The following is a 14351-nucleotide window of genomic DNA, read 5'->3' as shown; positions in this document are numbered from 1 at the left end:
CCGCCCGTCGCGGCGCGCCGGCACCGGACGCCCCGCCGCTGGCGGCCGCGTCCGCCGCCCTCAGAAGGAGCCGCCATGTCCAGCCAGGCCGCGATGCTCAAGCCTGTGTTGTGGGAACGTCTGTTCGAACGCGAAAGCGCCCCCAATCTCAGCCTGCAGGGCCGCGTGCGCCAGATGCTGGTCTCGGCCATCCTCAGCGGCCACCTGCCGCCCGGCGCGCCGGTGCCCTCCAGCCGCCACCTGGCCGACCACCTGCGCATCGCGCGCAACACGGTGGTGTTCGCTTACCAGCAGCTGGTCAGCGAGGGCTATCTGGTGTCGCGCGAGCGCAGCGGCCATTTCGTCAGCGATTCGGTCATGCAGGGGCATCTGCAAAACCCCGCGCAGGGCCATGGCGCGCCCGCCACAACAACGGCGGCCGATGACGCGCAGCGCCCCGCGCGCTGGGACGAGCGCCTGCGCTTTCGACCCTCGTTGCAACGCAATATCGTCAAGCCGCGCGACTGGCAGAAACAGCCCTACCCCTTCGTCTATGGCCAGTTCGACCAGGACCTGTTTCCCACCGCCGAATGGCGCGAGTGCTGTATCAAGGCGCTGTCGGTGCTGGACATCCGCAGCTGGGCGCCGGACCTCATCACCCACGACGACCCCGCGCTGATCGAGCAGATCCGCACCCAGGTGCTGCCGCGCCGGGGCGTCTGGGCCGACGCGTCCGAGATCGTCATCACCGTGGGTGCGCAGCACGCGCTCTACCTGCTGGCCGACCTGCTGGTCAACGACGACACCGTGGTCGGCATGGAAGACCCCGGCTATCCCGACGCGCGCAACATCTTCGCCAGCCACACCCGCCACCTGCTGCCGCTGCCCGTCGACGAACACGGCCTGATCACCGGCACCCAGCTGCTGGGCTGCGACTATCTTTTCGTCACGCCCGGCCATCAATGCCCCACGTCCGTCACGCTGTCGCGCGAACGCCGCGACAGCCTGCTGGCCCTGGCCAGCCAGGCCGACAGCATGATCATAGAGGACGATTTCGAGAGCGAGAGCCGCTGGGGCGCCGAGCCGGTGCCGGCGCTCAAGAGCCTGGACCGCGAGGGCCGCGTCATCTACGTGGGCAGCCTGGCCAAGTCCTTCGCGCCGGGCCTGCGCATCGGCTACATCGTCGCCCCGCCCGAGCTGGCGGTCGAGCTGCGCGCGCTGCGCCGGCTGATGCTGCGCCATCCGTCCGCCTACATCCAGCGCGCCTTCTCGCTGTTCATCTCGCTGGGCCACCACCATTCGCTGCTGCGGCGCCAGTCGCAGGAGTACCAGAAACGCGGCGCCGAGCTGGCGCGCGCGCTGGCGCGCCACCTGCCGGACTTCCGCGCCGCGCCCATCACCGGATCCTCGTTCTGCTGGCTGGAGGGTCCGCCTTGGCTCGACGCCGCCGAGCTGGCCGAGGCCGCGCTGGCCGATGGCGTGGTGATTGAGCCGGGCAAGGTGTTCTTCATGGATGACGCCAGCGCGCCGCGCAACTTCCTGCGGATCGGCTTCACCTCGATCCGGCTGGAGCAGATCGACCCGGGCATCGCCCGTCTGGCCGAGGTGGTGCGCCGCTACCGCATGCGGGCGGCGGCCTGAGGGGGGGCCGGCGCGCCGGCCCCCGTCTTCACAACATCTCGTCGCGCAGGTAGTACCAGCGGTACAGCAGGCTCTGGCCGAGCCGGCGGAACGGCGCGAACAGATGGCCCGGCAAGGGCGAGTCGTAGATCGGCAGGTCCCATTTCAGGCCGTCCTGGCCCATCAGCCGCTGCGCCAGCCGGCGGCCGGCATGCGCCGAGAACGACACGCCGTTGCCGCCATAGCCAAACGCGTAATAGACCTGCTGCGCCGGATCCGGCTGGGTCACGCGCGGCATCATGTCGTGGCTGACGTCCACCCAGCCCCACCAGGAATAATCCACGTCCACGTCGCGCAGCGACGGGAACTTGCGCGCCAGCCCGGCCTTGAGCAAGGCCAGGTGGCGCGGGTTCTGCGCGTCGGCGCCATGGACCGCGCTGCGGCTGCCGATCTGCACGCGGCCGTCCGGCAGCAGCCGGTAGTAAAAGCGCAGCGTGCGCGTGTCGGTGATGAAGACGGTGCTTTTCAGGCCAGCCGCCTCCAATTCCGCCGGCGACAGCGCGCGCGTCACCAGCGAGTTGGACAGCACCGGCATGATGCGGTTGTCCAGCAGCGGATTCACGCCCTGCGCCGTGTAGCCGCCGGTGGCGAAGGCCACGCGCCGCGCGCGCACCGTGCCGCCGGGGGTCTGCAACAGGTAAGCGCCGTTCTGCGCGCGCCAGCCCAGCACCGGGCTGGACGGATGGATGCTCGCGCCCAGCGCGCGCGCCTGGCGCAGGTAGCCGTAGGCCAGCTTGAGCGGATGCACGCCCACGCCGTCCGGCTCCAGCAGCGCGCCCACGGCCTCGTGATCGTCCACGTAGCGCTCGCGCAGCTGGTCCTTGCTCAGCATGCGCGTGTCGTAGCCGAAGACCTCGCGCATGACGCGGCTCTCGTTCTCCAGGAAGGCCATCTTCTTCTGCCGATGCGCCGTGTACAGATGGCCGCCCGGCTGCGCGTCGCAGTCCACCTGCGCCACCAGGCTCTTCCAGTATTCGAAACCCTCGCGGATCTCGGCGTCCAGCCGGCGGGCCGTGTCCAGCCCCCAGCGCTGGATCCACTGCGAGCGGTACAGCCTTCCCGAGGCGTTCTGGCCCTGGCCGCCGTTGCGGCTGGTGCAGCCCCAGACCGCGCGGTTGGCTTCCAGCACCACGGCGCGCACGCCGTAATCGCGCGCCAGCGTCAGCGCCGCCGACAGCCCGGTGAAGCCCGAGCCGACCACGGCCACGTCCACCTCCATGTCGCCATTGACCGGGCCGTCGTCCTGCGGCGGCGGCCCGGCGGTGGCGACCCAGTAGGTGGGCGCGTAGTCCTGGCCCTGCCCCGGCGGCGACACCAGCGGATCGTAGGCCGCGTCATAAGGCCGGGGGCCGGCGCGGCCCGGCGTCGAAGCGTCCGTGCGGGCATTCATCCGCGCATCCATGCGAGCGTCCATGCTTGGGCTCCCTGCGGTATCGGGGCGGCGGCCGCCTCAGGCGCGCGCCGGCAAGGCCGGGCGCTGCTTGCGGTAGGCGTTCTTGACCTGGATCTTGCCGTTCTTGAAGGTGAACACGTCCACCATGTCGGCCTCGACCCGCGAGCCGTCCGCCGCCGTGCCGGTGAAGGTCGATTCCGACACGCCATGCTCGCCGCAGACCCAGTGACGGCCGTTGCGCCACTGCGCATCCGGAAAGTTCTGCCAGGCCGCCGCGAAGGCGCGGCGCACGGCGTCGGGCCCCTCGTGACGCGCGCCCCACTGCTCCGGTCCGGCCACGGTCAGGAACACGCAGTCCTCGCTCATGAAGGACATCAGCGCATCGATGTCATGCCGGTTCCATGCGGCCGCGAATTCGGCCAGCATGTCCACGCTGACGCTCTTGTCCATGGTGGTCCCCATTGCCTGCTCTCCTCTGTGGGCCTGTAGTCGCGGAACGGCGCGCCGCCCAGGCCCGCGCGGCATGCGCCATCGTCAGGATCAAGGTACGCGGCCGCCGTTGGATGGACTAGAACCAGACGGGGGGAATCGCTTGCACCAGACGGCAGGTAGGAAGGCCGAAGCGCCTCACGCGCCGTAGGCAAGCCGCGTTCAGCCGAGGGCCGCCGCGTCCAGGCAGGCCGCGATCTCGTCCGAGCCAACCGCTCCGCGCATCCCGATCAGCACCAGTCCGGGCTCGACGGCATCGTCCGGACGCCGCGCCTGCGCGTCGAAACGCAGCCGCCGGCCCGCCCATTGCGCCAGCACCCAGCCATGCCGGTCCGTGCGCACCCAGCCCTTGGCGCGCATCAGCGGCCGGGGCAGGAGCTTCATCTGATCCGCGAAACGACGCGCGTCCAGCAGCGGCGGCGCGCGCCAGACCCAGGTGTCGAAGGGATGCGCGGGATCCTCCTGCGGCGCGTGCGCGTGGCCGTGCTTCGTATCGCACGCGCCGCACCCGCAAGCATTGGCGTCCCAGTCCCCTTCCAGGCACTCCAGCCCGACGCGGCCCTCGCGCGCCTCGACCATTGCCGTGCCGCCGGTCTGGCCATGCAACCAATGCCGCAGCGCATCCAGCGCCTGCGCGGACACCAGATCGGTCTTGTTCAGCACCAGCAGATCGGCCGCGCGCAGCTGCCGCGCCACCGTGTCCGCCAGCAAGGGATCGGCCGCCGCCTCGCGGATCGCGGCGGCGTCGACCAGCACCGCCACGCCTTCAAGCTGCAGCATCGGATCGGCCAGCCCGACCTGCGCGATGCGCGCGGGGTCGGACACGCCACTGGCTTCGATCACGATCCACTCCGGCAGCGGATCCAGCGCCAGCACCCGCGCCAGCGCCTCGTCGAGGCCGCCGGCCAGCGAGCAGCAGACGCAGCCATTGGCCAGCCGCAGCACCTGCCCGGCGCTGTCCGCCAGCAGGCCCGCGTCCACGTCCACCGGCCCGAAGTCGTTCACCAGCACCGCCGCGCGCCGCCGGTCCTGCGCCAGCGCATGGTTCAGCAGCGTGGTCTTGCCCGCGCCCAGGAAACCGCCGACCACGGTCAGCGGGATGCGTCCGCCCCTTGCGCCGTCCATCTCAGGCGTCCGAGGCCATCGGCCGTCCGCCGACGACGGTGCCCGACACCCGCGCGTCCTTCAGGCGCTCGGCCGGCAAAGCCGAGGGATCATCCTCCAGCACGCAGAAGTCCGCATGCTTGCCGACCTCGATGGAGCCGACCAGATGATCCATGTGCAGCGTGTAGGCCGCGCCCAGCGTGATGGCGCGCAGCGCCTCGTCCACCCCGATGCGCTCGGACTCGCCCAGCACCCGGCCCGAGGATGTCGTTCGCGTGGCCGCGCACCAGGCGGTGAACAACGGCCCCAGCGGCGTGATCGGCGCGTCGGAGTGGATGGCGTAGCGCACGCCCTCGCGCGCCGCCGTGGCGCAGGCGTCCATGCGCTCGGCCCGGTCCGGCCCCATGGTCTGCGCGTAGTGCGCATCGCCCCAGTAGTAGATGTGGTTGGCGAACAGATTGGCGCACAACCCCAGGCTGGCCATGCGCCGGAACTGCGCCGCGTCCGCCATCTGGCAATGTTGCAGCGTGTGCCGGTGGTCCGGCCGGGGATGGCGCGCCAGCGCCCGCGCCACCGCCTCGATCGCCACCTGCGTGGCCTCGTCGCCATTGGTATGAATGTGCAGCTGCGCGCCGGCCTCGTGATAGGCCTGCACCAACCCGTCCAGTTCGCCCGGCGCCGTCACCCAGATGCCGTTGGGCGCGCCGTTGTGATAGCCGGGCCAGCGCAGGCGCGCCGTGAAACCCTGGATGGAGCCGTCGACCACCAGCTTGACCATGCCCAGGCGCAGCTTGTCGTGGTTCAGCGCCGTGGCGGCGCGCAGCGTTTCCAGGCAGCGCGCCGGATCGCCCGGAAAGGCCAGCGCCGAGGCCGCCGGCACGATGCGCACCGGATAGTCCGGCTCGGCCGTGATGCGCGACAGCCGCGCCAGCCCTTCCCCTTCCAGCTCGTTCACCAGATCGGTGGCGGTGGTGACGCCGGCGCGCCGCGCCACCTGCCCGAACAGCCGCAGCCCGTCTTCCGATAGACCCACGGTGCGGAAGGGATTGCCGATCAGGCGTATCACGGGAAACATGGCGGCGAATTCGCACAGCTCGCCGCTGGGGCTGCCGTCGGGCAGGCGGGTGATGCCGTCCACGTCGGTATCGGCATCGATGCCGGCCCGCGCCAGCATGGCGCCGTTCACGTTCATCAGGTGCATGCTGGCGTGCATCACCACCACCGGCCGCTGACTGGACACGGCGTCCAGGTGGCGGCGGTCCATGCGCTCGCCGCCGAAGTAGATCGGATCGAAGCCCCAGCCGATCAGCGTCCCGTCCGCCGGCAGCGCGGCCTCGGCCTCGCGCAGCCGCGCCGCCACCGCCTCGAAGCTCTTGAGTCCGGGCCAGGTCCTGCCGTCCGGACCGCGACGATCGTAGTAGCCCACATACACGAACTTCCACATGCCGCCCTCGGGCAGATGGCAGTGGCCTTCCACCAGGCCGGGCATCAGCACACGGTCGGCGTAGCGGCGGTCCAGCTCGGCCGGTCCCCAGGTTTTCAGCTCGTCCAGCCCGCCCACGCCCAGGATGCGGCCGTCGCGCACCGCCACGTGAGTGGCGCGCGGTCGGGCCGGATTCATGGTCAGGATGCTGCGGGCCTGGTAGATCGTGGTCGGAACGGCGGGTTGGGACATGGATCGGACTCCTGTGGCGGGATAATGAGAAAGCTGCAAAACGGGACGCGGCCGCGAAGCCCCGCCGCCAAGGCCGGGGCCGGGCGCATCGCGCCCATGAACTTGCCGGCCACTGAACTTGTCGTCATCTACAGCGGCGCGACCAGCGCGCCGTCGCGCCGCTCGACGAAATGGCAGGCCACGTCATGGCCCGGCGCCACCTCGCGCAGCGGCGGCTCGCTGGCGGAACAGGCCGGCCGCGCGGCCGGACAGCGCCCCGCGAACCGGCAACCCGGCGGCGGATCGACCGGGCTGGGCGGATCGCCCGTCAGCCGCACGCGGCGCGCGGCGGCCTCGCGCCCGCCGCGCACGGTGGGCACCGCCGACATCAGCGCGACACTGTAGGGATGCAGCGGCCGCGTGAAGAAGGCGCGGCGCGAGGCGCGCTCGATGATCTTGCCCAGGTACATCACCGCGATGTCGTCGCAGATGTGCTCGACCACCGCCATGTCGTGCGAGATGAACAGGAAGGACTGGCCGCGCTCGCGCTGGATCCGGCGCAGCAGGTTCAGGATCTGCGCGCGGATGGCGATATCCAGCGCCGACACCGGCTCGTCGCAGACGATCAGGTCCGGCCCGCTGGCCAGCGCCCGCGCCACGTTCAGCCGCTGCCGCTGGCCGCCGGAGAACTGGTGCGGATACAGCGCCTGCTGGTCCTGCCGCAGGCCCACCAGTTCGAACATCTCGGCCACGCGCGCCGCGCGCCCGGCCGCCGGGCCGATGTCCATCAGGTCCAGCGGCGCGCGCACGATGTCGCCGGCGCGCTGGCGCGGATTGAGCGAGGAATACGGATCCTGGAACACCAGCTGCAACTGGCGGCGCATGCGGCGCAATGGCTCGCCGCGCAGGGCTGTCAGGTCCTGTCCGTCGAAATGGATGGCGCCGGCGGTGGGCTCGGACAAACGCAGCACCGACAGCGCCGTGGTGGTCTTGCCCGAGCCCGACTCGCCCACGATGGCCAGCGTGCGGCCCCGCGCCAGCTCGAAGGACACGCCGTCCACCGCCTTGACCGTGGCGGTCCGGCCGCCGCCGCCCGCTACGGGGAAATGCACGGCCAGGTCGCACACCGACAGCAGCGGCGCGGAGGCGGCCGGGGCCGGAGTATGGATTGAGGCCGGGGTCGAGGTCGGGGTCTGGATCATGATTGCGCCTCCACATAAAGCCAGCAGGCCACGCCATGCTCCGCGCCGGATGCCTCCGCGTCGGAAGCCATTGCGGCATCGGCGTCCCCATGCATCGCGCCAGCCCGCGACGGCCGCGCCAGCGGCGGAAACGCCTCGCCGCAGCGCGGCATCGCCCGCTCGCAGCGCGCCTGGAACGGACAGCCCGGCCCGCGATCCCAGATCGACGGCACCACGCCGGGGATCTCCGGCAGGTCCGGCCGCGCCTCGTCCGGCTCGCGGTCCAGCTCCGGCAGGCAGGCGATCAGGCCCTGCGTGTACGGATGCAGCGGCCCGGTCAGCACGTCGCGACAGGCACCCTGCTCGACGATGCGCCCGCCATACATCACCACGATACGATCGGCCATCTCGGACACCGCGCCCATGTCGTGCGTGATCATCAGCACCGCCGTGCCGCGCCGCGCCTGCTGTTCGCGCAGCAGGTCGAAGATCTGCGCCTGCACGGTCACGTCCAGCGCCGTGGTCGGCTCATCGGCGATCAGCACGGCCGGATCGCAGGCCAGCGCGATGGCGATCATCACGCGCTGGCGCATGCCGCCGGACATCTGGTGCGGATAATCATCCACGCGCCGCTCCGGCGCGGGTATGCCCACCGAGCGCAGCATCTCGATGGCGCGCGCCCGCGCCCCCGCCTTGTCCAGGCCCTGGTGCAGCCGCAGCGGCTCGGCGATCTGCTCGCCCACCGTGTAGACCGGATTGAGCGCGGTCATCGGCTCCTGGAAGATCATGGAAATGCTGTTGCCGCGCACCTGCCGCATCGCGCCCTCGTCGCGCGCGGCCAGGTCCTCGCCGCGCAGCAGCACGCGGCCGCCGCCGATGCGTCCCGGCTCGGGCACCAGCCGCATGATGGCCAGCGCCGTCATGCTCTTGCCGCAGCCGGACTCGCCCACCAGGCACAGCGTCTCGCCCGGCCGCAGCTCGAAGCTGACCGCATTGAGCACGTCGGCGCTGCGACCGCGCGCGCGAAAGGCCAGCGTCAGGTTCTCCACGCGCAGCACCGGATCGGCCGCGCCGGCCGCCGGCGCGTCGCCGGGCGTCGTCACTTGCAGGACGGCGGCGTTCATAGCCGTCCCCTGGACGCCGGATTGAGCGCGTCGTTCAGACCGTCGCCGATCAGGCTCACCGCCAGCACCGTCAGGAAGATCGCCGCGCCGGGCAGCGTCACGGCCCACCACGCGGTCAGGATGTAGGGGCGGTTGCTGCCGATCATCAGCCCCCAGCTCATGACGTTGGGATCGCCCAGGCCCAGGAACGACAGCCCGGCCTCGAACAGCACCGCCGTGCCCACCGCCAGCGTGGCCGACACGATCAGCGGCGCCAGCGCGTTGGGCAGGATCACGCGCCAGATGATGCGCGCGTCGCCCGCGCCGATGACGCGCTCGGCCAGCACGTACTCGCGCCGCTTCAACCGCAGGAACTCGCCGCGCGCCAGCCGCGCCGTGCCGGTCCAGCTGACCACGCCGATGGCGATGGCGATCGTCGCCAGCGACGGCGAGAACAGCGTCACCAGCACCATGGCGAACAGCAGCGTGGGCAGCACCTGGAAGAACTCGGTGACGCGCATCAGCGCCTCGTCGATCCAGCCGCCGTAGTAGCCGGCCAGCGCGCCCACCGTCACCCCGATCAACACCGACAGCACCGCCGCCACCACGCCCACCAGCAGCGTAGCGCGGCCGCCGTGTACCAGACCGGTGAGCACGTCGCGCCCCAGGTAGTCCGTGCCCAGCAGGAATTCGGCGCCGGGCGGCTCCATCGGCGCGCTGACGATCTCGAAGGGATCAGCCGGCATCAGCGCCGGGCCGAACAGCGTCACCGCCAGCACGGCGGCCAGCAGCAGCAGGCCGACGACGGCCGAGGGATTGCGCAGGAAGGCGCGCAGCGCCTCGCGCGACTGGCGGACCGGCGCGCGGCCGGACGTGGCGACAGCGCCCGTCGCCACGGCGGCTGCGGATGAAACGGACGAGACGGATACAGCGGATACGGCGCCCGGCGGCGCGGCGGGAATCTGGCTCATGATGTCTTGATCCGGGGATCGACCAGCCGATAGGCCAGATCGGTGAGCTGGTTCATCACCACCACCAGCAGGGAGGCGAACAGCAGGATGCCCAGCAGCGTCGGATAGTCGCGCCGCAGCACCGAGTCGAAGGCCAGCCGGCCCAGGCCGGGCCAGTTGAAGACCGTCTCGACCAGGATGGCGCCGGCCAGCACGTTGCCGAACTGCAGGCCCAGCATCGTCACCACCGGCAGCACGCCGTTGCGCAGCGCGTGCTTGTACAGCACCGTGCGCTCGGGCAGGCCCTTGGCGCGCGCGGTGCGGATGTAGTCGGCGGACAGCGCCTCGATCACGCTGGCGCGCGCCAGCCGGCTGTATTGCGCCAGGTAGACGAAGCCCAGCGTGCAGGCCGGCAGCACCAGGTGATGCAGCACGTCCAGCGCGCCGGACCAGCCCAGCTCGGACGCGCCCGCCGTGCGCATGTCGGACACCGGGAAGATCGGCAGCATCGACGCGAACAGAATGATGAGCAGGATGCCGGTCCAGAACACCGGCGCCGAGTACCCGACGATGGACAGCAGCGTGATGCCCTGCGACAGCGGCCCGTTGGGCTTGCGCGCGGCCAGCGTGCCGAGCAGCGTGCCGGCCAGGAAAGCGCCCAGCACCGAGGTCACGACCAGCAGCAGCGTGGCCGGCACGCGGTCCCAGATCAGCTGTGTCACCGGCAGGTTGAAGAAATAGGAATGGCCCAGGTCGCCGCGCAACACCTGCCCCAGGTACAGCCCCAGCTGCGCGATGAAGGGCTTGTCCAGCCCGTATTGCGCGCGCAGCTGGGCGCGCAGTTCCTCGCTGATGCCGCCCATCGAGCCAGCGATGGTCTCGACCGGATCGCCCGGCGAAATGTGGATCAGCAGGAAATTCAGCGTCACCACCGCCAGCAGCAGCGCCAGCGCATAGGCCAGCCTGCGTCCCAGGTATCTCAACATGGCGCCCTCCTCGGCCTTATTGCAGCCAGGTCTCGTCCAGCGGCGACAGCACGCCCCAGATGCCATCGGGCAGGCCGTGGACCTTGCGCGAGGCCAGGGTGTGGTACGGGATCACGGTCAGGAAGTCGATCGGCAGGTCTTCCGTAACCAGCTTCTGGAACTCGGCGTACAGCGCGCGGCGCTTGCCCTCGTCGGTTTCCACGCCCGCCTGCTCCAGCAGCGCGTCGACCTTGGGGTTCCTGTACGACTGGGTGTTGGTCCAGACGATGTCGCGGATGTTGCTGGACAGATAGGTCCGGTGCACGCCGATCACCGGGTCGCCCCAGTTGAAGACGATGTCCGTGGTCAGGTCGAAATCATGGCTGGCGATGCGCTTGGCCCAGGTCGGGAAGTCCGGCGAGGCGCGCACCTGCACCACGATGCCGACCTTCTTGAGCTGGCTGCGCAGGTATTCGGCCACGTTCTTGCCCTGCACGTCGCTGCCCGGCATGTAGTCCACCGTCAGCGTCATGCGCTCGCCCTTGCCGTCCTTCTTCAGGCCGGCCTCGTCCAGCAACTGCTCGGCGCGCTTCAGGTCCAGCGGATACTTCTTCAGGTCGGCCGAGGCATAGGGGCTGGTGGCGATGATGGGGCCGTCGGCCACCGAGGCGAAGCCGCCATTCAGCGCCTTGGCGATGAAGTTCTTGTCGATGGCGTAGGCGATGGCCTGGCGCACCCGCGCGTCGTCGAAGGGCTTGCGCGCGGTGTTGAAGGCCAGCCAGCCCAACCCGCCGATGCCCTCGTAACCCTTGCTGGTCATGGACAGCGCGGCATTGTCCTTGGCGCGCCGCAACAACGTCGGCTCGCTCATGTAGGGCAGCGCCTGCACGTCGCCGCGCTCCAGCCCGATCAGCAGGTTGGTGGCGTCCGGGTTGATCTTGACCACCACGCGGTCCAGGTAAGGCTTGCCGGGCAGGAAGAACTTGTCGAAGCGCTCCAGAACGATTTCCTGGCCGGGCTTGAATTCCTTGAGCCGGTACGGCCCCGAGCCAACCAGATCGGCCGAATTGCGCGGATGCGATTTCAGGTCCTGGCCGTCGCCGTAGATGTGCTTGGGCAGCACCGGCATCAGCGCCGGCGACATGGCCAGCAGGATGGCCGGATGCGGCCGGGACATGCGCAGCACCGCCGTGTGCGGGTCCGGCGTCTCCACGCTGTCGACTGGCGCCAGCATGGTCTGGAACGGATGGTTCTGCTTGACCGCCATGACCGAGAACGCCACGTCCTCGGACGTCACCGGCTTGCCGTCATGGAACAGCGCATCCTTGCGCAGATGCAGCGTCAGCGTGCGCGCATCGGGCGACAACTCCCAGGATTCGGCCAGATACGGCTGCGGCTTCCAGTCCGCGTCAAAGCGCAGCGGGCTGGCGAAGAGCTGCGCGCTGGGCAGCGCCGTGGCGACGCCGGACTGCACCGCGCCGTTCAGATGGCGCGGCACCTGCGTCGAGCCGATCACCAGCGTGCCCCCCGTCTTGGGCGTTTCCGCCGCGCCGGCCGAGCCGAGCGCGAACGCGGCGAGCAAACCAGCCAGGATATGTCTTGCGCTGCGCATGTCGCTTCCCCCTTGGAATCGTGGTCCATCGGCCGCTTCGTGCATGCCGACGGCCTGGGGTCAAGCGTAGCCACGCGCCGGAGCCGGGCTTAGTACCAAAACGCCGCTGTCGTTGGTGCCAGCGGAAGATCGCGGCGCGTGGCGGAAAGACGGATCAGGCCGCGGCGGCCACCGCGGCGTTTTTCGGAAAGAAGATGGCGCGACTGGGATCGAAGTCATACAGGTCTTCGAAATCGGCCGCGTCCGAGGCCAGTTCCAGCACCGACGCCAGGATGAAATCGGCCTTGGCGTCCGACAGCAGCGCGCTGAAATTCAATCGGACGAATCCGGGCTTTTCGATTTCGCGACCGTCAAGAATGGCCTGCCGCATGAGCAGCGACTGCTCTTCGCCGATGTCGAGCAGGCGGTGGACATAGGGCCCGGCGCAGGCGCAGCCGCCGCGGGCCTGGATGCCGAATCGGTCGCTCAGCATGCGCGTGACCAATTGCTGGTGCACGAAACCGCCCTTGCCGTCACGCACGCGGAAAGAAAATACCGGCAGGCGGTTGGCCGTCAGCGACCCCAGCAGTTCCAGTTGCCCGGCGTCTTTCCAGGCGCCCAGCGCCCGCTGCACGAAGTGCGCGTTGCGTTGTTGCATGAAGTCGGCGCCCAGCGCTTCCTTCACCAGCAGGACCAGCGCGGCGCGGATATCGCCCACGACGTTCGGGGTGCCCGCCTCTTCGCGCGATTCCAGGCTGCCGCTGTAATCGTGGCCGGCCGGCGACACGAACTTGACGGTGCCGCCGCCCGGCCAGGCCGGCGTCGTCTCGGTCACGGCGTCGCGCCGGACGATCAGCACGCCCGAGGCGCCGGGACCACCGATGAACTTGTGCGGCGAGAAAACGATGGCGTCGATCTGCGCATCGGCGGCGGGCGACATCTGGATGGACAGGTACGGCGCGCCGCCGGCGTAGTCCCACAGCATTTTCGCGCCCGACTGCTTGACCAGCCGCGTGATGGCCGGGACGTCCGCGACGATGCCGGTCACGTTCGAGGCCGCCGACAGCGCGCAGATGACGAGCGTGCCGTCCGGCGCTTGCAAGGCGGCGGCCAATTCGGCCAGGTCCGGTCCGCCTTCGGGGCTTTCCCCCAATTCGATGACGTCGGCGCCGCATTCGCGCCAGGGCAGGATATTCGAGTGATGCTCATACGGGCCGATGATCACGCGGACCTGTCGGCCCGCCGCGAGGGCCGCGCGCACGCCGAAAAGATGGACCAGCCGGTTGATGCCGGCCGTCGCGCCCGAGCCCGCGAAGATCACCGCATGCGCTTCGTCCGCGCCGCAGCACCGGGCGATGGTGGCGCGCGCTTCGCGGCGCAACCGGGTGATGAATCCACCGCAATAGGACGCTTCGGTATGCGAGTTGGCATAGTACGGCAGCACTTGCTCGAGGATGAAGCGTTCCACCTGCATCAGGGCGCGGCCGGACGCGACGTAATCGGCGTAGACCAGCGGCTTCGCGCCGAACGGGCCGTCGATGGCGGCGTCCTTGCCGATGAGCCCGTCCGCGAGCGCTGCCGCGACGTCGCCGCTCTTCAGGCTCTCTTGAAACTGCTGCAAGGGGGTGGTCTTGGCGGGGCTGGTCGCGGTGGGGGTATTCATGGTGGCGCGGGTTCCGGTAAATAGCGAAATATCATACGATGGAATACCCTGATGAAACATCACCTATATTCTGCGTAAATTAATCAAAAACAGATCAAATGAACGACAAATTAGAAAAAATAGATAAGTTCGATCTCAGCATCATCAGCTGCCTGCAAAAAGACGGCGCCTTGTCCCAGCGCGAGCTGGCCGATCGGGTAGGCCTGTCGCAGAACGCCTGCTGGCGCCGGCTGCAACGCTTGAATGCCTGCGGCATCATCCGTGGCACGCGGGCCGAGGTCAGCCTGGTGGCGCTGGGCCTGGACCTGACGGTGTTCGTCATGATCCGGACCAGCCACCACGCCAAGGCCTGGGCCGACGGCTTCCGCCTGCACGTTGAGCGCCTGCCGGAAGTCACCGAGTTCTATCGCATCGGCGGAGACTGGGATTACCTGATCAAGGTGGTCTGCCGTGGCATGGCGGGCTATGACCGCTTCTATCAAAAGCTGATCACGGATTTCGAGCTGTCGACGGTGACCGGGTTCTTCGCCATGGAAGCGATCATCGAGAACCGGCCGCCGGATCTGCGCGTGCTGGAAGGCTGACCCGGGCTGTCGGCC

The 14351-nt window shown here is 69.6% G+C and carries 12 protein-coding genes; 2 read left to right on the top strand and 10 right to left on the bottom strand.

The features are described 5' to 3' along the window. Positions 1-75 precede the first annotated feature (75 nt). The gene (locus C2U31_RS18895) at positions 76-1620 is read left to right on the top strand and encodes a PLP-dependent aminotransferase family protein (RefSeq protein ID WP_103274177.1); all 1545 of its coding nucleotides are present in this window, start codon (positions 76-78) and stop codon (positions 1618-1620) included. 28 nt (positions 1621-1648) lie between these two features. On the opposite strand, the gene C2U31_RS18890 is transcribed toward C2U31_RS18895, so the two are convergent. The 10 genes from C2U31_RS18890 to C2U31_RS18845 all read right to left on the bottom strand — a co-directional run bounded on the left by C2U31_RS18890 (position 1649) and on the right by C2U31_RS18845 (position 13752). After that, positions 1649-3049, bottom strand: a complete 1401-nt coding sequence (locus tag C2U31_RS18890; protein ID WP_233772887.1) for an FAD-binding oxidoreductase — start codon at positions 3047-3049, stop codon at positions 1649-1651. Positions 3050-3109: 60 nt separating this feature from the next. Continuing rightward, positions 3110-3502: a nuclear transport factor 2 family protein gene (locus tag C2U31_RS18885; protein ID WP_103276448.1), complete on the bottom strand. Its 393-nt coding sequence runs from the start codon at positions 3500-3502 to the stop codon at positions 3110-3112. 201 nt (positions 3503-3703) lie between these two features. Continuing rightward, positions 3704-4666, bottom strand: a complete 963-nt coding sequence (locus C2U31_RS18880; protein WP_103274176.1) for a GTP-binding protein — start codon at positions 4664-4666, stop codon at positions 3704-3706. Position 4667: 1 nt separating this feature from the next. After that, positions 4668-6320, bottom strand: a complete 1653-nt coding sequence (locus tag C2U31_RS18875) for an amidohydrolase (RefSeq protein ID WP_103274175.1) — start codon at positions 6318-6320, stop codon at positions 4668-4670. 128 nt (positions 6321-6448) lie between these two features. Further along, positions 6449-7501, bottom strand: a complete 1053-nt coding sequence (locus C2U31_RS18870) for an ABC transporter ATP-binding protein (RefSeq protein ID WP_103274174.1) — start codon at positions 7499-7501, stop codon at positions 6449-6451. Further along, positions 7498-8604, bottom strand: coding sequence for an ABC transporter ATP-binding protein (locus C2U31_RS18865; RefSeq protein ID WP_103274173.1), 1107 nt, complete (start codon positions 8602-8604; stop codon positions 7498-7500). The genes C2U31_RS18870 and C2U31_RS18865 overlap by 4 nt, the downstream gene beginning before the upstream one ends. Next, on the bottom strand, positions 8601-9554 hold the full coding sequence (locus C2U31_RS18860) for an ABC transporter permease (protein WP_103274172.1): 954 nt from the start codon (positions 9552-9554) through the stop codon (positions 8601-8603). Before C2U31_RS18860 ends, C2U31_RS18865 begins: the two co-directional genes overlap by 4 nt. Beyond that, positions 9551-10519, bottom strand: coding sequence for an ABC transporter permease (locus tag C2U31_RS18855; protein WP_103274171.1), 969 nt, complete (start codon positions 10517-10519; stop codon positions 9551-9553). The genes C2U31_RS18860 and C2U31_RS18855 overlap by 4 nt, the downstream gene beginning before the upstream one ends. Before the next feature lie 16 nt (positions 10520-10535). After that, complete coding sequence (locus tag C2U31_RS18850) at positions 10536-12110, bottom strand: ABC transporter substrate-binding protein (RefSeq protein ID WP_103274170.1); 1575 nt, start codon at positions 12108-12110, stop codon at positions 10536-10538. 154 nt (positions 12111-12264) lie between these two features. Next, positions 12265-13752, bottom strand: a complete 1488-nt coding sequence (locus C2U31_RS18845; protein ID WP_103274169.1) for an aminotransferase class V-fold PLP-dependent enzyme — start codon at positions 13750-13752, stop codon at positions 12265-12267. 98 nt (positions 13753-13850) lie between these two features. Between C2U31_RS18845 and C2U31_RS18840 the strand changes: the two genes are divergently transcribed. After that, on the top strand, positions 13851-14336 hold the full coding sequence (locus C2U31_RS18840) for an Lrp/AsnC family transcriptional regulator (protein WP_103274168.1): 486 nt from the start codon (positions 13851-13853) through the stop codon (positions 14334-14336). The last annotated feature ends 15 nt before the right edge of the window (positions 14337-14351 follow it).

Origin of the sequence: Achromobacter sp. AONIH1, from assembly GCF_002902905.1 — a bacterium.
Classification (GTDB): domain Bacteria; phylum Pseudomonadota; class Gammaproteobacteria; order Burkholderiales; family Burkholderiaceae_B; genus Achromobacter.
Note: the sequence above shows the minus strand (reverse complement) of the source record. Positions and strands in the feature narration are given on the sequence as shown.

What these genes read in the sequence shown, in the direction of transcription:
- C2U31_RS18840 (WP_103274168.1), top strand. Translation starts at nt 13,851, where the DNA reads ATGAACGACAAATTAGAAAAAATAGATAAGTTCGATCTCAGCATCATC.
- C2U31_RS18880 (WP_103274176.1), bottom strand. Translation starts at nt 4,666, where the DNA reads ATGGACGGCGCAAGGGGCGGACGCATCCCGCTGACCGTGGTCGGCGGT.
- C2U31_RS18870 (WP_103274174.1), bottom strand. Translation starts at nt 7,501, where the DNA reads ATGATCCAGACCCCGACCTCGACCCCGGCCTCAATCCATACTCCGGCC.
- C2U31_RS18850 (WP_103274170.1), bottom strand. Translation starts at nt 12,110, where the DNA reads ATGCGCAGCGCAAGACATATCCTGGCTGGTTTGCTCGCCGCGTTCGCG.
- C2U31_RS18890 (WP_233772887.1), bottom strand. Translation starts at nt 3,049, where the DNA reads ATGAATGCCCGCACGGACGCTTCGACGCCGGGCCGCGCCGGCCCCCGG.
- C2U31_RS18865 (WP_103274173.1), bottom strand. Translation starts at nt 8,604, where the DNA reads ATGAACGCCGCCGTCCTGCAAGTGACGACGCCCGGCGACGCGCCGGCG.
- C2U31_RS18875 (WP_103274175.1), bottom strand. Translation starts at nt 6,320, where the DNA reads ATGTCCCAACCCGCCGTTCCGACCACGATCTACCAGGCCCGCAGCATC.
- C2U31_RS18895 (WP_103274177.1), top strand. Translation starts at nt 76, where the DNA reads ATGTCCAGCCAGGCCGCGATGCTCAAGCCTGTGTTGTGGGAACGTCTG.
- C2U31_RS18855 (WP_103274171.1), bottom strand. Translation starts at nt 10,519, where the DNA reads ATGTTGAGATACCTGGGACGCAGGCTGGCCTATGCGCTGGCGCTGCTG.
- C2U31_RS18845 (WP_103274169.1), bottom strand. Translation starts at nt 13,752, where the DNA reads ATGAATACCCCCACCGCGACCAGCCCCGCCAAGACCACCCCCTTGCAG.
- C2U31_RS18885 (WP_103276448.1), bottom strand. Translation starts at nt 3,502, where the DNA reads ATGGACAAGAGCGTCAGCGTGGACATGCTGGCCGAATTCGCGGCCGCA.
- C2U31_RS18860 (WP_103274172.1), bottom strand. Translation starts at nt 9,554, where the DNA reads ATGAGCCAGATTCCCGCCGCGCCGCCGGGCGCCGTATCCGCTGTATCC.